Source organism: Paenibacillus sp. tmac-D7, from assembly GCF_006519665.1.
Taxonomy (GTDB): Bacteria; Bacillota; Bacilli; order Paenibacillales; family NBRC-103111; genus Paenibacillus_G; species Paenibacillus_G validus.
Map to the genome: position 1 here is coordinate 82,772 of NZ_VIDW01000017.1, position 17,578 is coordinate 100,349.

General features: G+C 53.3%; 14 protein-coding genes. 12 read left to right on the forward strand and 2 right to left on the reverse strand.

The window, feature by feature from the left end:
• Positions 1-102 precede the first annotated feature (102 nt).
• Both dinG and FKP33_RS13940 read left to right on the forward strand, forming a co-directional pair.
• A complete protein-coding gene (gene dinG / locus FKP33_RS13935) occupies positions 103-2,967 on the forward strand; it encodes an ATP-dependent DNA helicase DinG (RefSeq protein ID WP_127608000.1) in 2,865 nt (954 codons plus the stop codon).
• Positions 2,964-3,584 (forward strand): redox-sensing transcriptional repressor Rex, encoded by a 621-nt coding sequence (locus FKP33_RS13940; RefSeq protein WP_054797744.1) that lies wholly within the window; start codon positions 2,964-2,966, stop codon positions 3,582-3,584. The genes dinG and FKP33_RS13940 overlap by 4 nt, the downstream gene beginning before the upstream one ends.
• Positions 3,585-3,644: 60 nt before the next feature.
• On the opposite strand, the gene FKP33_RS13945 is transcribed toward FKP33_RS13940, so the two are convergent.
• Both FKP33_RS13945 and FKP33_RS13950 read right to left on the reverse strand, forming a co-directional pair.
• On the reverse strand, positions 3,645-4,643 hold the full coding sequence (locus FKP33_RS13945) for an inorganic phosphate transporter (RefSeq protein ID WP_054797743.1): 999 nt from the start codon (positions 4,641-4,643) through the stop codon (positions 3,645-3,647).
• A 59-nt stretch (positions 4,644-4,702) separates the two neighbouring features.
• Positions 4,703-5,323, reverse strand: a complete 621-nt coding sequence (locus FKP33_RS13950) for a DUF47 domain-containing protein (protein WP_127607985.1) — start codon at positions 5,321-5,323, stop codon at positions 4,703-4,705.
• 272 nt (positions 5,324-5,595) lie between these two features.
• On the opposite strand from FKP33_RS13950, the gene FKP33_RS13955 reads away from it, so the two are divergent.
• The 10 genes from FKP33_RS13955 to FKP33_RS14000 form a co-directional block, all read left to right on the forward strand.
• Entirely contained in the window at positions 5,596-6,894 is a 1,299-nt protein-coding gene (locus FKP33_RS13955) for an amidohydrolase (protein ID WP_127607986.1), read from the forward strand.
• Positions 6,895-6,919: 25 nt separating this feature from the next.
• Positions 6,920-7,417: a cell wall elongation regulator TseB-like domain-containing protein gene (locus tag FKP33_RS13960; RefSeq protein WP_127607987.1), complete on the forward strand. Its 498-nt coding sequence runs from the start codon at positions 6,920-6,922 to the stop codon at positions 7,415-7,417.
• Positions 7,418-7,606: 189 nt separating this feature from the next.
• Positions 7,607-8,143 (forward strand): hypothetical protein, encoded by a 537-nt coding sequence (locus FKP33_RS13965; RefSeq protein ID WP_127607988.1) that lies wholly within the window; start codon positions 7,607-7,609, stop codon positions 8,141-8,143.
• A gap of 139 nt (positions 8,144-8,282) precedes the next feature.
• Positions 8,283-9,638 carry an AAA family ATPase gene (locus tag FKP33_RS13970; protein WP_372814461.1) on the forward strand — a complete coding sequence of 452 codons (1,356 nt, stop codon included), beginning with the start codon at positions 8,283-8,285 and terminating at the stop codon, positions 9,636-9,638.
• A gap of 158 nt (positions 9,639-9,796) precedes the next feature.
• Positions 9,797-11,374: an N-acetylmuramoyl-L-alanine amidase family protein gene (locus FKP33_RS13975; RefSeq protein ID WP_127607989.1), complete on the forward strand. Its 1,578-nt coding sequence runs from the start codon at positions 9,797-9,799 to the stop codon at positions 11,372-11,374.
• 12 nt (positions 11,375-11,386) lie between these two features.
• Positions 11,387-11,974 carry a GerMN domain-containing protein gene (locus FKP33_RS13980; RefSeq protein WP_141335495.1) on the forward strand — a complete coding sequence of 196 codons (588 nt, stop codon included), beginning with the start codon at positions 11,387-11,389 and terminating at the stop codon, positions 11,972-11,974.
• 57 nt (positions 11,975-12,031) lie between these two features.
• Positions 12,032-14,797 carry an S-layer homology domain-containing protein gene (locus tag FKP33_RS13985; RefSeq protein WP_141335496.1) on the forward strand — a complete coding sequence of 922 codons (2,766 nt, stop codon included), beginning with the start codon at positions 12,032-12,034 and terminating at the stop codon, positions 14,795-14,797.
• Between the two features lie 187 nt (positions 14,798-14,984).
• Entirely contained in the window at positions 14,985-15,716 is a 732-nt protein-coding gene (gene nth, locus FKP33_RS13990; RefSeq protein WP_373423893.1) for an endonuclease III, read from the forward strand.
• 7 nt (positions 15,717-15,723) lie between these two features.
• A complete protein-coding gene (locus tag FKP33_RS13995) occupies positions 15,724-15,996 on the forward strand; it encodes a hypothetical protein (protein ID WP_054797738.1) in 273 nt (90 codons plus the stop codon).
• 97 nt (positions 15,997-16,093) lie between these two features.
• A partial coding sequence (locus tag FKP33_RS14000) for a dynamin family protein (RefSeq protein ID WP_181410143.1) occupies positions 16,094-17,578 on the forward strand: 1,485 nt, incomplete at its 3' end.

Consider the following 17,578-nt stretch of genomic DNA (forward strand, 5'->3'; position numbering starts at 1 on the left):
GCTCATCCGATTGTGCTGCGGAAATAAGTTTGCTATTCCTTTTTCCACGTTGTGTGGTATGCTTATTGAGAACAGTGGAGGAAGGGATTGAGAAAGGCACCGATGAAATTTGCGGTTTTGGATTTTGAAACGACGGGGAGTCTGGCAACCGATCGGATTATCCAAGTCGGACTCATGATTATAGAGGATATGCAAATAACGGATAGGTATACTTCCCTCGTCAATCCGGGTATGAGTATACCTTCTTCTATTACAACGCTTACGGGCATTGATGACGCTATGGTGAAGGATGCGCCGTCAATCGACACGGTTATGGCCGAGATGGTGCCGCTGCTGCAAGATACGGCGCTTGTCGGCCATAATATCGGGTTTGATTTGGGGTTCTTGCAGCGGGCGCTCGATGAAACGGGTTATTTCTCGTTCGACGGACGCGTGCTCGACACGCTCGATGCGCTGCGCGTCCTGTACCCGGGGCTGTCGACCCTGCAGCTGTCGATGGTGGCTCACGCTTTCGGCATCGAACACGAGCGGCCGCATCAAGCGGACAGCGACGCCGAAGTAACGGCGCTTATCTGGATTCGCTGCATGGAGCGGCTGCAGGGGCTTCCTTTGTTGACGCTGCAGCGGCTGGATATGATCTTTGCCGAATCCACCAACGACTTCGGCTGGATCGTGCATGAGATGCTGCAATACCGGGAGCTGCACCAGCCGCTCGATCCGGATGCGGACCGGTATTTCCGCCAATTCGCTTTGGGCGTCGGCGATTGGGGCGAAGAGGAATCGATTCGCGAAGAGGATGAGGCGAAGACGTTGAAGGAGCCTTTCTCCGCCTTTTACGAGCAGCTGAAGGATGTGCTTAAACGGCGGTTTGACGCTTATGAAGAGCGGGAAGCCCAGGTGACGATGCTCAGCGAGGTGGAGAGCGCTTTTGAAGCGGGACATCATCTGATGGTGGAGGCGGGCACGGGTACCGGCAAATCGCTGGCTTATTTGATTCCTTCGCTGTACTACGGACTCAAGCACGATAAGAAGGTGCTCGTCAGCACGCATACGATCAATTTGCAGGAGCAGCTGCGGGAACGCGACATTCCGCTGCTGCACGAGCTGTTCCCGATCGGGTTCCGGGCCGCGCTGTTGAAAGGGCGAAGCCACTATTTATGCCTGCGCAAGTTCGAGCACAAAATCAACACGCTCGATTTCGAGAACGGCAAGGAAGACCGGATTACCGCCGGGCAGATGCTCGTGTGGCTCGGGGAAACGAAACACGGCGACGACGAGGAGCTTTTCTTTGCCAACAAAGGAAAGCCGTTTTGGCATACGGTGGAAAGCGACACCGATTCTTGCCTGAATCGCGCCTGCCCCTGGTTTAAAAAATGCTTTTACCATCGAGCCCGCCACGAGGCGAACACGGCCGACGTCATCATCACGAATCATTCGCTCTTATTTACGGATATGAAAGCGGACAACCGCCTGCTGCCTGCTTATAAGCATCTTGTTATCGATGAGGCTCATCATTTTGAAGAAGTGGCGAGCAAGCATCTGGGGATCGAGCTTCACTATCACGGGTTAATGAACACGCTTCATTGGCTGTATAAGGACGGCCGTTCCGGGCAATTGTCAAGCCTCCGCTTTCGTTTGCAGAAGGCGGACGAAGATCCGCGCGTGGCTGGCTGGAGCGCTGAGATCGACCGCGCGGTCGAGAAAGTGATGGAGATGAAAGAAGAGTGGGAGCAGCTGACGGAACTGCTGTATCAGTTGCTGACATCGCGCAGCGGGGAGTCGGCGGCTCAGCAGGAAGGCGGCGGCCTCGTGCTTCGGGTGAGGAAGGACGCGCTGCCCCTCGGGTGGGATAAGCTCGCGGTGCTTGAAGAGAATTTTCAGCTGCACGCGCTTGAAGCGCTTAAGAAGCTGGATAAGGTCGTCAGCGAGCTGAAAGAGGTGCAGGACGAATTCGAAGTGCAGAGCGTCGTAACCGACTTAAGCGGCACCGTGAAAGAACTTCATCGTTATAAAGATGCGCTCCATTTCTTTATGACGATGCCGGACGACAACTATGTGTATTGGTTAGAGGGCGGGTTGTACAACAAAAATCGCTCGCTTCAGCTGCATTGCGTGCCGGTCGATGTCAGCTCGCTGCTGCAGCAGCATTTCTTCGAGCCGAAAGATAGCGTAATACTGACCTCGGCCACACTCTCGGTAGGCAAATCGTTCGCTTACACCTGCGAACAGCTGGGGCTGAACGAATCGCAGCCATCCGGACAATTGAGAACGGTGCAGCTTCCCTCGCCGTTCAATTACCGGGAGCAGGCGCTTGTCGCTATCCCCCGGGACTTTCCGGGGCTGCGCGGCGGAAGCGGGGGCGACAAAGAGTTTATCGACCGCCTGATTCCGTCGCTGGCCGAAGTCGCGCTGGAAACGAAAGGGCGCATGCTGGTTCTTTTCACTTCCAATCGCATGCTGAAGACGGTTCATGCCGGTTTGAAGGAAATGCTGGCGCCGTTCGGCGTGAACGTGCTCGGACAAGGCGTGGACAGCGGCAATCGAAGCAAGCTGACGCGCATGTTCCAGAGCAGTCCTGCTTGCGTGCTTCTGGGCACGAGCAGCTTCTGGGAAGGCGTCGACATTCCGGGCGACGCGCTCACCTGTCTGGCCATCGTCCGGCTGCCGTTCCAGCCGCCGACGCATCCGCTTGTGGAAGCGAAGACGGAAAAGCTTAAGGCCAAGAATATGAATCCGTTCATGAAGCTGTCGGTACCACAGGCGGTTATTCGCTTCAAGCAGGGATTCGGAAGATTGGTTCGTACCGCATCGGACAAAGGGATCGTCATTATTTACGATACCCGGGTCATCGATACGAACTATGGGAAATACTTCTTGTATTCGCTGCCGGGACCTAAGATCGAGCATATGACTGCGAATCAGTTGGTTCCACGTATTAAGCGGTGGATGGAGGAGAACGAAGCATGAAAACGATGAAAATTTCCGAGGCGGTCGTCCGACGGCTGCCGATTTACTTGCGATTCTTGAATGAGCTGAGCAAGAAAAATATTTCAACCGTATCTTCACAGGATCTTGGACAAAAACTTGATCTGAATCCGGCCCAAATCCGTAAAGATCTCGCTTATTTTGGTGAATTCGGCAAGAAGGGCATCGGGTATGATGTCGATTATTTAATCGAGAAAATCAGACAAATTTTGAAGCTTGATAAAGTGATTCCCGTCGCGCTGGTCGGAGCGGGCAATTTGGGCCGCGCGTTATGCAATTACAACGCTTATTTAAAAGACAACATGAAAATTGTCGCTGTCTTTGACGCGCAACCGAACAAAATCGGCGAATCGATCAATAACTTAAAAGTAAAGCCGATGGAAGAGCTCGGGACGACGATTCGCGAGCTGCAGATCAGGATCGGGATTATTACCGTTCCTGCGCCGGAAGCGCAGCAGGTCGCCAACCAGTTCACCGAAGCGGGCGTCGAAGCGATCTTGAACTTTGCGCCGCTCATTATTAAAGTGCCGAGCGATGTACGGGTACACCATGCGGATTTCACGACGGACCTGCAAAGCCTCGCTTATTATTTGGATTAATGTATCCGATAAATGAATAACAACAAGCCCGTGCCGAACCGGCACGGGCTTGTCCTATTATTATACGAATGCGTAAATGATTTTGTAGATGAGGAACGCAATCACCATACTGATCGGAATTGTGATGATCCAGGTCAAGATCATTCGTGTTACCGTTGCCCATTTGACATCATGGAATCTCATCACGGAACCTGTTCCGATGATCGAGGAGGAAATGACGTGGGTTGTCGATAACGGCATCCCGAGATGGGTCGACGTTTGAATGACGATCGATGAGTTCAAGTCGGAAGCGAAGCCGTTGATCGGCTCGATCTTCAGCAGCTTACGGCTCATCGTCTTGATAATGCGCCATCCGCCGATTGAGGTTCCGAGGCCCATAGCGGTTGCAGCGGCTAATTTAACCCAGAGCGGAACGTCCAGCGTGTCTTGCTGGTTCATCGCAACCAAGGCGAATACGATGATCCCCATCGCTTTCTGAGCGTCGTTCCCGCCGTGGGAAAAGGAAAGCAGTCCCGCCGAGAAAATTTGGAAAATGCGGAACGTGCGATTGAGCTTGGAACGCGATTGGTTACCGGTCGACATAATAAAGAACCGGATAATCCACATAATCACGATACCGGTAGCGAACGCGACAATTGGCGATAAGACAAGAATCAGAATGATTTCACGAAACCCGGACCAGTTTAAAGCGTCCATCCCTGCGCCTGCAATGACGGCGCCGGCAAGCGAGCCGATAAGTGTGTGGGAAGAAGAGGACGGAATGCCGTAATACCAGGTGAGCAAGTTCCAAAGTATAGCCGTAATCAAGGCGGCGATGACGATATAAATACCGTTCTCAATGGTAGCCGGATTCGCGACTTTACCGCCCACCGTTTTAGCGACTTCTGACGAGTAGATTGCGCCGAGAAAGTTCAAAACGGCCGCGTAGATGATGGCGAATCTCGGTGACAGCGCTTTGGTTGAAATAGAAGTAGCGATAGCATTGGCCGTATCGTGAAATCCGTTGATAAAATCGAACAGAAGCGCCAAAGCAACGACTACAATCAATATGGTTAACATAATTTCCTCCTAAGTCATTGTGCATATTACCACTAACCGGTCCGGACTGGCCGGCAAGGTTAAGAGTATCTCAGCACAACGCTCTCCAAGATGTTGGCGACATCTTCACAGGCATCGGTCGTTTGCTCAAGGCGTTCGTACATTTCTTTCAATTTAAAATCGTGGTAAGGATCTTTCGGATTGGTGAAAATTTCACGGATGCCCTCGCGCATTAAACGGTCTCCTTCATTTTCCAAGCTGTTGATTTGCACGGTATGCTCCGTCAGCTGCATATACTTTTTCTTGGACAGCAGCTTGAAGGCATCGAGGATATGCTGACAGCTGGCTACGAGCACCGCAGAAAATTCCTTCATATATTTATCGGTAAACGTAATGTTCATATAGTCAAAACGTGCGATCGATGCTTCAATTCCGTCGAGCACGTCGTCGACCTTGGAAGCGAGCTCCATAATGTCTTCCCGGTCCAAAGGCGTAATGAACACTTTATTCAAGCCCTTGAAAATTTGATGCGTGATTTGATCTCCGGCATGCTCCAAATCCCGCAGCTGGGGGTAGAAGTTCGCCGGCGGCTCCGATCCCATCATGGCGGTTCGGAAAACTTGAGCGGCCTGCAGCGTGTTTTCAGAAGCCTTAATGAGCAGCAGTAAAAAATCGGTATCGTTCTTTTTTGTAAACAACATGGCTTTCGCCTCCTAAATTTATCGTAAATTTACAATATATAAATACTGTAACTACGGTTTATGTAGAAATAAGGGGTAAATTAACACAAAATTAAAAATAACACACTCGAATGTCGGAATGCAATCCTAGTTTCTCCAGAATCGTCTATGATGATGTGCATCCTTCCATGTGAAGGTGCGAAAGGCTCTCGCACCGCTTGCTGCTTGATTTTGCGTCGTTGAAATTGTACATTGATAACGGGAATGTAGCGAAGAGGAAAGGAACGGAAACGATGAAGAGAACGGTAATTACGAACGGACTTTTTATTACAATGGATGAACGGCAGCCGCTCGTTCGCGGATTTATGATTGTAGAAGGAGAGCGAATTGTACATATTGGGGAAGGCACGCCGGATCCAAGCGATTCGTTCGACGAAACGGTCGACGGCAGCCGCAAGCTGTTTATGCCCGGATTCGTCAACACGCACGGTCATGCGGCGATGTCCCTGCTTCGCGGCTATGGTGACGATATGGCGCTGCAGGTATGGCTTCAGGAAAAAATGTGGCCGATGGAAGCCAGGTTCACTGCGGCGGACGTTCGCGCGGGGACGCTGCTTTCGATACTGGAGATGCTTAAAGGCGGGACGACGACCTTCGTCGACATGTACGATCATATGAACGAAGTGGCTCAGGCGTCCGCGGAAAGCGGAATTCGCGCTTGCCTGACGCGCGGGGTGATCGGTTTATGTCCGCGCGATGTGCAGGACGCTAAATTAGCTGAAGCCGTCCAATTCGCCAAAGATTGGCACGGACAAGCCGAAGGACGCATTACGGCGATGATGTCGCCTCACGGTCCGTATACATGCCCGCCCGACTATATTGAGCGAATTGTGCAGGCGGCGCACGATCTTGATTTGCCGATTCATACGCATATGTCCGAAACGGCCCGGGAAGTGCAGGACAATGTGGACCAGTACGGAGCTAGGCCGGTTGCTCACTTGGAGAAGCTCGGCGTGTTCTCGCGGCCGACGCTCGTTGCGCACGGCGTTCATTTGACCGATGAGGAGATCGCCGTTCTGAAGCGATACGACGTCCGGGTCTCTCACAACCCCGGCAGCAATCTTAAGCTGGCGAGCGGGGTAGCGCGTGTGCCGGATTTAATGAAAGCGGGCGTACTGGTATCGCTCGGAACGGACGGCGCGGCGAGCAACAACAATCTGGACATGCTCGAAGAAGTGCGTCTTGCAGCGTTAATTCATAAAGGGGTATCCGGTGATCCGGTTGCGGTTTCCGCTGCGGAAGCGTTAAGAATGGGGACGCTGGACGGGGCGAGATCGATTTGGCTGAACGACGTGGGCGCGTTAAGCGCGGGGATGAAGGCTGACTTTATCGCGCTGGATCTGGACCAAGCGCACTATTATCCGCGCACGAACGTCATCTCTCATGTGGTGTACGCTGCAAGTTCGCGCGATGTGACCGATGTTTGCATTAACGGTCGCTGGGTCGTGCGCAAGGGGGAATGTCTTACGTTGGACGAAGAGAAAATCAAAGCTGAGGCGCAGCGCAGTTTCGAACGTTTGACGAGCGTGTAACGAACGCCAGAAAGGAGCGCCGTCCGTGCGTAAACGATGGAAATGGTCGCTATCCGCGGCCGCTATATTGATTGTCGCCGCGGTCGGTTTCAATTGGCTGTACCGCGCGGTGTCGGCCGATGAGTGGAACGTACAGCGCGCAGCTGTAATCAGCGCTTATGAGAAGACCGTACTGACGAAAGCAGTTAAGGTCGAGAGGTTTATAAGCGATAAGTCGTATACGGTCATTACAGGGGAAAATAAGCTCGGTCAGCCGGTATACGTATGGGTGGGCGAGAACGAGATACGTACGGAGATGGCTGCCAGCGGCATCCCGATGTCCGAGGCTGCGGCTAAAGTAACGGCCAAGCACCCTTCGGCGACTATACTCAGGGCGACACCCGGCATCATGAACGACAAGCCGGTATGGGAAGTGTTCTACAAGCTGACACCGGAAGGGCAAGATCGCGAACAGCATTTTTACGATTATTATCAGTTTCAGGATGGCGCCTGGATCGATACATGGCGTTTGTCCATCCAATAAAGTCCGGTCTCAGCCGCCTCGGTTCGTGCATATGCACGAGCCGAGGCGGTTTTGCGTTGCTTTGGAATTGCCACACTTTGTATACACAACTCGTATATATTATATGATATACTTTCAATACAGAAATGTTGATATACGAATTGTGCGGCACCCAATTAAATATATTCAAAGAAAGGGGGACGTCAGCTTATGAAGTTACGTCTCTTACCTGTCATATTGAGCGTTGTAATCTCCTCTACGTTATTGTTTGGAGGGTATTTCGCCTATCAAAGCTATGCGATGGAAAATCCGCTGCAGAAGATCGTCAACGGGATTGAGGGCGTTGAGCTCGTATCTACACATTTGACTGCGGACAAGGCTGCCATTGACGTGAAACTGGCCGCGGGCAAGAGCTTGCGGGAAGTGTACAGCACCATTCAAACGGAAGGAAAGCCGGTCATCGGCGACCGCGAGCTTCAGATCAAGGTGCAAAACGGTTCTTCGCCGCGGCTTGATGCCTGGTGGTCTTCGGTGTTGTTCGAGGTCGCGCAAGCGATGGAAACGAAGCAATACGCGCAAATTCCGAAGACGCTGCAGGCGCATACGGAAGCTGACCCGAACGGGATCCGCGCGACGACTGAAATGGACGATCGGTATGTTTATATTACGTTAACGGACGGTGAATCGAGCAAATATATCATGCTGCCTAGAACGCCTGCGAAAATGGGGGTGTGGCCAAGTGAGTAAGTACGGTAAAGAAATTTTGATCGGCGCCGTGCCGGTCGTGATCTTTTTCTTATATTTCCTGGGTGTGAACATCATCCCGATTGTATTTATGTCTGTCATTTTGGGTACCTTCCTGTATATGAGCCGTGCCCGCAGCGGCATGGGGCTCAGCTCGGACCGGAAGGCAAGAGCGAAATCTCCGGTATTTATGACGTTCGACGACATTGGCGGACAAGAGCGGGCGAAGCGGGAACTGAAAGAAGCGCTTGATTTTATTATTCGGCATGAAGATATTAAGAAGCTCGGCATACGGCCGTTGAAGGGCATATTACTGACAGGACCTCCGGGAACGGGGAAGACGTTGATGGCGAAAGCGGCCGCGCACTATACGAATTCTGTGTTTATGGCGGCTTCCGGCAGTGAGTTTGTTGAAATGTATGTCGGTGTCGGGGCAAGCCGAATTCGCGATTTATTTAAAGAAGCCCGCGCTCGCGCCGTAAAGGAAAATAAAGAAAGCGCGATTGTCTTTATCGATGAGATTGACGTCATCGGGGGGAAGCGGGAAGGCGGTCAACAACGCGAATATGACCAGACCTTGAACCAGCTTCTTACCGAAATGGACGGTATTCATACGACTGAAAGTCCGCGCGTGCTGATTATGGCCGCGACGAACCGCAAAGAGATGCTCGACAGCGCTTTGCTGCGTCCCGGCCGATTTGACCGGCATATTGAGGTCGATTTGCCCGATAAGAAGGGGCGTCTGCATATACTGAAGATTCACGCGAAAAATAAACCGATCGCCGAGGATGTCGATTTGGAGGCGGTCGCGAAAGAGACGTTCCAGTTCTCCGGCGCGCAGCTTGAGAGTGTCATGAACGAAGCCGCGATTTATGCGATGCGCGAACAATCCGAGACGATCAAAGCCCGGCATTTGTCGCTCGCCGTCGATAAAGTCATGCTGGGCGAGAAGACGGACCGCGAATCGACGAAGGAGGAACGGGACCGGGTCGCGCTGCACGAGCTTGGACACGCCATCGTGGCCGAATGCGTTCGCCCGGGATCGGTATCTCAAGTGTCTCTTAGTCCGCGCGGCAAGGCGCTCGGATTCGTACGGCACAATCCGCAGGCCGACCAGTATTTGTACACGAAACAGCAAATTGAAGAGCAGATCATGATCGCGCTTGGCGGTTCCGTGGCCGAAGAGATGTTCTACGGTAGCCGCAGCACCGGCTCGCGCAACGATTTCGAGCAGGCGCTGCAGATGGTTCGCACGATGATGGATTCCGGTTTGACGAAGCTCGGGATCATCGACCGCAATATGGTGACGAAGCAGGAGCTGATGAGGGAGAATGCGGCGATTTTGGACGAGCTGACGCAGTCGACGCGCGAATTGCTGGAGCGTCATCGCCAGGTGTTCATGGAATCGCTGGACATTTTGACCGCTGAGGAAGTGTTGTCCGGGGATCAGTTCCGCGAACTGCTCAAGAAGATTGAAGCTGCACAGCAAACCGCATAGATTTTAGACAATAACAAGGGGCAATCCGATGAGATTGCCCCTTTTTCGCATGATTTCCGGCGAAATCAAAAAAAATGACCGAACCTGCAACTTTTTTGGCGAATCATAGTCTAATAGAGTAATAGAAATTGTCAAATTTTTGAGGTTCGAGGTGTACGATGAAGTTTCTAACGTCTTGGTTTACGCTGCTGCTGCTGTCGTTATTGCTGATTCCGGCCGTTTTTGCCGAATCGCCGTCGATTCAATTGTTTATGAACGGAAAGCAGTTGGTCCCCGAAGTATCCCCCCGCATCGTCAACGGCAATACGATCGTGCCGGTCCGGATTATCGCAGAATCTCTAGGTTCCAAGGTGTCTTGGGATGCCAAGCAGCGGAAGGTCAGCGTCGATCAAGGACAAACGAGTATCCAGCTGTTTATCGACAAAACATCCGCCGTGGTGAACGGAAAAACGCATCAGTTGGAAGCGCCGCCGGTCATTATTGGCGGGAATACGATGCTGCCGCTTCGTTTTGTGGTCGAACAATTGAATACGAAAGTGACGTGGGACGAGCTGACGCGCTCGGTCTTTATGTACAAGCAAGAAGACAGCGGCGCCAAGCCTGTTGAAGCCGGTCAACCGGACGTTAACGCCGGAGGCGTTGCCTCAAAGCCGGGCAGCCCGAATTCGGGACAGCCGCCAGCGGCGAAAGACGACCCGAAACCGAACGGCGGGGGAAGCGGATCGCAGCAAGAGCTCCCGGCGAGCGGCGGAGCAGGCAAAGATCAAACGGCGGTGCTGCCCGTACCGGACGGACAGCCGGTGAAGGCAGGCGAGCTGCCGGTCGGGGCGGGTAACGCCGCGACTTTGCCGAATGCGGTTTATGCGATTGCCCTGAACAACGACGAGCTTGTCGTACACACGTCAAGCGAGAGCGTGTTAAACCCGAAAATTTTCCGTTTATCAAATCCGGACCGTCTTGTTATCGACGTGCCCGGCGTAGAGCTCGATACCGCATTAACGGCTGTAATGAACGGCCAATCCGAAGGAATCTTGGCGCTTGCGAACGATAAGGTATCAAAAATTCGTTACTCTCTATTTTCAAAAGAAGATTCTATCGTTAGAATAGTAGTAGATTTGGCTAAGAAGGTTCCATTCAGCTATACGCCTTCCGATAAGCCGGGTCAGTTCTCGATTCAATTCTCGGAGCGGCGTTCGAAGTTTCTCGTCTATGTAGATCCGGGTCATGGAGACGGAGATCCGGGCACGAGCTCTAAAGCGACGGGACGTCAAGAGAAGACGTTCGTCCTTGCGGTCGGCAAGAAGGTGGCCGCGCTGCTCGAGAAGGAGCCGAACATTCAGGTTGCCATGACGCGCTCGGACGATACGTTCGTGAAATTGCAGGACCGTGTCGCGATGGCGAACAATGCGGACGCCGATCTGTTCGTATCGATCCATGCCAACTCCGGCAGCAAAGAATCAATCGGCGGAACGGAAACGTTCTATAACACGGAGCAAAGCCTGCCTTTTGCAAAGATTATGCATCAGGAACTGCTGAACGCCACAGGCTTCCCGGACCGCAAGGTGAAGTTCGGGGATTTGCACGTCGTCCGCGAAACGACCATGCCGTCGGTGCTGCTGGAAATCGGATTTATGAGCAACAAGACCGAAGAAGAACTGATGTTTCAAGATGCTTTTCAAAACCAGGTAGCTGCAGCCATCGTACGAGGCATCAAGAAGCAGCTTCACCTGGAATAAGGAGTGTTTTCCATGCAAAACCATTGGCGTCATACCTTAGCTGCCGCAGCCATTCTCGCGGTCGTGCTGTCGGGGTGCGGACAAGCCAAACCGTTAAACGGAACACAATCGAACCAAACGGCTAAGCAGCCCGCCCACCAAACGGAACAAGGCCAAACGTCCGGCGGCGGTTCGAACTCACAAGCGCCTGCCGCAGCGTCCGAGCAGTCCAAGATATCGAAGGTCATTAAAACGTATTACAGCGACGCCGAGTTCACGAAGCTCGTAGAGCAGCAAGCCAAGATCGAGTTCAAGAACGAGGCCGATCAATATTTGGCCGCGTTGAATCAGTTGAAAAAAACGCCGGACGATACAACGATCTCCTTGTGCAAAGAGATCTCGTTCAAGTCGGCCGTGCTGAAAGACGGTCAAGTCACCGTCGACCTCTCCCTGCCGGACGCGGCGCGTCTTGGCTCGCCGGGCGAAGAAATGCTGCTGGACGCTTTGAAGAAAACGTTATTTCAATTCAGCGAAGTGAAGACGATTGAAATTTTGCTCGACGGCAAACAAGTCGAAAGCTTGATGGGGCATATGGAGCTTCCGCATCCTATCAAACGATAGCCGTAAGAGCCATCCGATAACTGACATCCGAAGAGACCGAGAGGAGTTCGCCCTTACATGAACAGAAAGAAAAAGAAACAAACCCGCAAGCTGACGGCTGCCGTACTGGCGCTGACGCTGGCTTTCAGCGGATCCGCTTTCGCGGCGGATCCGGTTCCGACAACGACGTCGAGCAGCAGCGGCCTCGTGCTGCGCTTCTCCGACGTCGAAGCCAGTCACTGGGCGATCAAACACGTGACCAAGCTGGCGTCGCTCGGTATCATACAAGGGTACGAGAAAGCGGAATACCGGCCTGAGAATACGGTTTCCCAGCAGGACGTCATCATCATGGCCATCCGCATGATGGGGCTTGAGGACGAAGCGCTGGCGAACAAAGCGGAAACCGTGCTTCCGGTGCTCGTCAGCGACTACGCCAAACCTTACGTCGCGTACGCTTTCGACAAAGGCTTGATTTTGCCGGCGGAAGAGCTTGAGAGCACGCCTGCCAAGTCGGTCTGGGGTTCCCGCGATGCGTCCCGCGAATGGGTGGCCAAGCTGGTTATCCGCGCAATCGACAAAACGGATTTGGCGAAGCAGCACGCGAGTTCGACCGTGCCGTTCACGGACGCAGCCGATTTCTCGGCATGGGCTAAAGGTTACGTGAATGCGGCTGTGCTGCTCGGCATCGTGCAAGGCTTCGAGGACGGGGGCTTTAAACCGGGCGGGAAAGTAACGCGGGCGCAGATGGCCACGTTCTTGAGCCGGGCGGACAAAGAGCTGACGACGCGTTCCGAGCGTGTTACGATCGGATACGTGATGGAGCTGACGGATAAGAAAATCAGTGTCCTGAACGATAAAAACGAAACGATTACATACAACCTTTCGGCCGATACGGTGATTTACAATGCGAAAGACGACAGCCGCATACCGCTTTCGCAAATCAAGCTGACGAATCAAGTGTATCTGGTGCAGAACTTGAATAACGCCTTGTATGTGGAACTGACGGACGAATCGGAAAAAATGGAAATCGTCGAAGCGACCCTGAACGACGTATTCCTGGATCAGATGATCGTATCGGTCCAGCAGGGCAATCAGAAGAAGCTGTTCGAGCTTTCATCCAATGTATCCGTTACGGATAAGGACGGTCGCGGCCAAAGCATTGGCTCCATTCCGCTCGGCAGCGTCATCGAGTTGAAGCGCAATACGCTGCTGAAGGAAACGAAAATTACGCATATTGTCGTGAAGCAGGTGCCGCTGAGCAAGACGGCGGAAGGCACGGTGCTCAGCGTCGACAAGACGCAGAACGTGATCAGTCTGCTGGAGAAAACGAGCGGCCAAAGCGAAACGTATTCCCTGGTCGATCCCGTTCTCGTGACGCTGCAGGACGGAACGCCGGCCGACTTATCGAGGCTTCATGTGGGCGATTCGGTCGGGTATGAGGTGAAAGCGAATAAGCTTGTGTCCGTTTCCGTGAAGAAACAGGCGGACGTGGTGACGACGGTACAAGGGACGCTCACGGCCGATGTCAGCAAAGATTCGCGAATCATTACGATCACGAAGTCGGGAGGAAGCTCGCTCGCTTCTTATTTCGTCAACGATAACGCGATCGTGTCCATCAACGGGTTATCGGCCGCAAGCTTGTTCGATTTGGAGAAAGGCGACGAGCTTACGCTTGATTTGCTGAACGACAAGGTCGTGAAGGTGTCGGTGACAAGCCGCGAAGTTGAAACGATTGAGTTCGCCGGCATTATCAATTACGAACCGACGTCTAAAGTGCTGACGGTGACCAAAGGCAACGATGAGGTCGATGCATTCCAGATCACCGATGAAACGACGATCAAGTATGCCGGTTCGACGCTGCCGGTCTCGCAGTTCCAAACGACGTTTATTGGAACCCAGTCGGGCGCAACGAACACGGACCGTAACAAGAAAGTCAACTTGAAAGTATCGAAAAAACGTATCGTAGCCCTCGAAATGACTCAAACGCTGGATGCGACGGTCACGCAAGTGAATACGGCGACCTTCGAAGTGACGATCCGTACGGCGGGCGGCAAGAGTCTGGTCTTTAAAGCGCCGGGCGCTACCGTCGAAATGCAGGATAAAGCAAACGGCACGCTGGCCGATTTGAAGGTAGGCGATCCCGTACGCGCAACGCTTCTGTTCACGCAGGATATGATCGGTTCATTCGCCGTGAAGAAATCGAGTCTGTACAAAACGCAAGTGACGAATGCGAACACGAAACAGGTTAGCGTAAAAGATGAGAACGGCGGCGGTCTGGTGACGTTCACGGTGGACAGTCTCGATAAAATCGTCAACCCGTATAAACCTGCGGCCGCGTTCGAAGATATTCTGACCGATGAGTATGTGAAGGTGAGCTTCACCGGCGCCAAGCTGGATCAGCTTACGATATTGAATACGATTCGCGGGAAAGTGAACGCGGTTGATGCGTCCATCGGCACGGTAACGGTTCAAGACTTCCAGGGCGGCGTACACGTGCTGCCGCTCGGACAAAACTTTACGGTCAAACAAGCGGACGGCACCGTCACGGCGACCTTGACCTCGTTGAAAGCAAACGATCGTGTCGAGATCGTGAAAGATGCAAGCGAGAAGACGATCCTGCGCGTTGCAGCCGCAGCGAAACGAACCTTCGCCTCCTTCGACAGCGTCTTGAATCAGGTCGTATTCAAACCGATCGGAAACGGCAGCAAAGATCGTTATAACTTGTTTGCCCGCGCTTATCTGCATAAAGGCGCCCAAACCGTAACGCCAGGCGCATTCGCCGACAGCGAAGAAGTGAACGTATTCGTGATCGACGATAAAATTGTTGAAATTGAGAAGCCTTAACCGCACTTTATTGAAACTTTTTACGAATTGGAACCGTCTAGCTAGTAGGATTTCCTGCTGGTTAGGCGGTTTTTCGCTTATTAACACGAATTTCGTAAAAAATTCTTATTTTCTTATCAGATTTCATTGATTCGGGTTCCATGATTCGGTAAACTAAATAGACAGCAGCTTCGAAGGAGGGGGCGGGATGCCATTGAATCGAACACAAGTGCGAGCGATCCTGGACACGATGGCAGAAATGTTTCCCGACGCCCACTGCGAGCTTACTCATTCCAATCCGTTCGAGTTGACGATTGCCGTCCTGCTTTCAGCACAGTGCACCGACGAGACGGTTAACAAAGTGACCGCGACGTTATTTCAGAAGTACAAGAAACCGGAAGATTATTTGGCCGTGCCGCTGGAGGAATTGGAACAGGACATTCGCCGGATCGGGTTGTTCCGCAACAAAGCGAAGAACATTCAAGCGTTGTGCGCCATATTGCTGGACAAGCACGGCGGGGAAGTGCCGCATGAGCACGAGCAGCTGGTGGAGCTGCCCGGGGTTGGACGCAAGACGGCTAACGTCGTCGTTTCGAACGCTTTCGGCGTTCCCGCCATCGCGGTGGACACGCATGTCGAACGAGTCTCGAAGCGGCTTGGACTGGCGGGCGCGAACGACTCGGTGCTAGAAGTCGAGAAGAAGCTGATGAAGATCGTTCCGCGCGAGGAATGGACGCAGACGCACCACCGGCTCATTTTTTTCGGTCGTTACCACTGTAAGGCTCAAACGCCGAAATGCGAGATTTGTCCGCTCGTCGAAGTATGCCGTGAAGGAAAGAAACGTATGAAAACGGGCACAAACAGGAAACCTATACCAAAGGGACCCAAACGAGAAACTAAACGAGAAACCAAACGCGAGATTCAAGCGAAGAAAGGATAGGATTACAATGAAATGCATTTCGGTGTATACGAACGACTTTGAGGTATTTTCAGATATTTACGAAAAGGTGCTCCAGACACCGCTTCAAGAAAATGAAGAGCTGCAGGTAGACGGCATTATCGTGTCCGAATCCGGCAGCGTGCCGGAAAACTACTTGACCCGTATGAAACAGCGCCCGGAAGTCGTAGTGATGAAAGTGAAGGATAAGGACATCACGATTTTACAACACCGCGACGTGTTCGAAATATTTATTCCCGAGACGGAAAATGTGATACACTAAAACCGAAGCGATTCGGTTTTTTTCTTTTCGTTTTTTCTTTTCGTTTTTTCTTCGTACGGATCGTTTCGATCAGAGAGAGGGCAGGGTAGACAATCGGATGAAAAGCGTACTGACAACATCATCGGACCTGGCCGCGATTCAGGAGGGCGATAAGCCGGCAGTCACGGCTTCGCCCGTTGAAGCGGTTAACGCGTTACAGGCTATTATGGAACAAGCGGGCGACTACGAGCACGCGAACAAGCTGAAGCAGCTGCTGGCGAAAGCCGAGAGCGGACGGCTGAATTTGGCGTTCTGCGGGCATTTTTCCGCAGGAAAATCAAGTTTGATCAACAGGCTGTGCGGGCATCCGCTGCTGCCTTCAAGTCCCATCCCGACGAGCGCAAACATCGTCAGCATCGCAAGCGGGGAGGCGGGAGCGCGAGTCGTGTACCGGGGGGGAACGGATTCGGAGCCTGGAGCTGCCGATGCGTCCCGGTCCGAGCGGGTGCCGCTGGAAGATCTGGCTGCTCATTGCCGCAACGGGGAACAGATTGAAACGGTAGAAATCACGTACCCGATCCCGTTCCTGAAGGATCATGCCGCGCTGCTCGACACGCCGGGGATCGACTCGACGGATGACGCGCATCAAATGTCGACGGAATCGGCGCTTCATCTGGCCGACGTCGTCTTCTATGTGATGGACTACAATCATGTGCAATCGGAAGTCAATTTGGCTTTTACGAAAAAAATGACCGAATGGGGCAAGCCGCTCTATTTGATCGTGAATATGATCGATAAACATCGCGAGCACGAAGTGAAGCTTGAGACCTATAAAGCCGGCGTACAGGAAGCGTTCGCGAGCTGGGGCGTACGGCCGGACGGGATCGTTTACACGTCCGTCAAGGTCCCCGATCATCCGGCCAGCGAATGGAGCAAGCTTGACTGGCTTATCGGCGAATTGATCGGCCGGCGTGAGGGACTCGTGGCGCAAAGCTTGGAGAAGTCCGCCCGCGCGCTTGCGCTCGCTCATGCGGCCAAGCAGGCCGAGGCGAACGAGCCGGTCAAGGAAGCGCTGCATGCGCGTTTGGCTGAAGACGAAGAAGCGGAATCGGCGCAGCGTGAATACGGTGAGGCCACCGCCGAGCTGCAGCGGTTGGAAGGGCTGCCCCATGCGCTGCTCACTCTACTCCGCAAGGATGTGACGGCGCTGCTTGACAACGCCAACGTCATCCCGGCGGCGACGCGCGACCTCGCTCACGCGTATTTGGAGAGCCGCCGGCCCGGCTTCAAGGTCGGCTGGCTCGGTTCGGCGGCGAAGACGGCTGCCGAACGGGAGCAACGGCTGGCCGCCTTGCATCAGGACTTCGTCTCGCAGGTGCAGACGCAGATCGAACGCCATGTGCAGCTGACGTTGAAGCGGCACCTGGACGGGCAAGGGCTGCCGAAGGAGCGCGTCCAGCTTGTCGCGGACGAGGTGACGTTCGACCTGACGCCGGATTGGCTGGCCGCACAGGTGAACGAAGCGGCGGTGTTCGGGGGCGAATACACGCTGACGTATTCGAAGCAGATTGCCGCTGAAGCAAAGGCGGCCTACCGCAAGCTG

Excerpts from the sequence above, each read along its gene's own strand:
- FKP33_RS13940 (WP_054797744.1), top strand. The coding sequence starts at position 2,964 with ATGAAAACGATGAAAATTTCCGAGGCGGTCGTCCGACGGCTGCCGATT.
- FKP33_RS13985 (WP_141335496.1), top strand. The coding sequence starts at position 12,032 with ATGAACAGAAAGAAAAAGAAACAAACCCGCAAGCTGACGGCTGCCGTA.
- FKP33_RS13955 (WP_127607986.1), top strand. The coding sequence starts at position 5,596 with ATGAAGAGAACGGTAATTACGAACGGACTTTTTATTACAATGGATGAA.
- FKP33_RS13975 (WP_127607989.1), top strand. The coding sequence starts at position 9,797 with ATGAAGTTTCTAACGTCTTGGTTTACGCTGCTGCTGCTGTCGTTATTG.
- FKP33_RS13965 (WP_127607988.1), top strand. The coding sequence starts at position 7,607 with ATGAAGTTACGTCTCTTACCTGTCATATTGAGCGTTGTAATCTCCTCT.
- FKP33_RS13980 (WP_141335495.1), top strand. The coding sequence starts at position 11,387 with ATGCAAAACCATTGGCGTCATACCTTAGCTGCCGCAGCCATTCTCGCG.
- FKP33_RS13950 (WP_127607985.1), bottom strand. The coding sequence starts at position 5,323 with ATGTTGTTTACAAAAAAGAACGATACCGATTTTTTACTGCTGCTCATT.
- nth (WP_373423893.1), top strand. The coding sequence starts at position 14,985 with ATGCCATTGAATCGAACACAAGTGCGAGCGATCCTGGACACGATGGCA.
- FKP33_RS13945 (WP_054797743.1), bottom strand. The coding sequence starts at position 4,643 with ATGTTAACCATATTGATTGTAGTCGTTGCTTTGGCGCTTCTGTTCGAT.
- FKP33_RS13995 (WP_054797738.1), top strand. The coding sequence starts at position 15,724 with ATGAAATGCATTTCGGTGTATACGAACGACTTTGAGGTATTTTCAGAT.
- FKP33_RS13970 (WP_372814461.1), top strand. The coding sequence starts at position 8,283 with ATGGGGCTCAGCTCGGACCGGAAGGCAAGAGCGAAATCTCCGGTATTT.
- dinG (WP_127608000.1), top strand. The coding sequence starts at position 103 with ATGAAATTTGCGGTTTTGGATTTTGAAACGACGGGGAGTCTGGCAACC.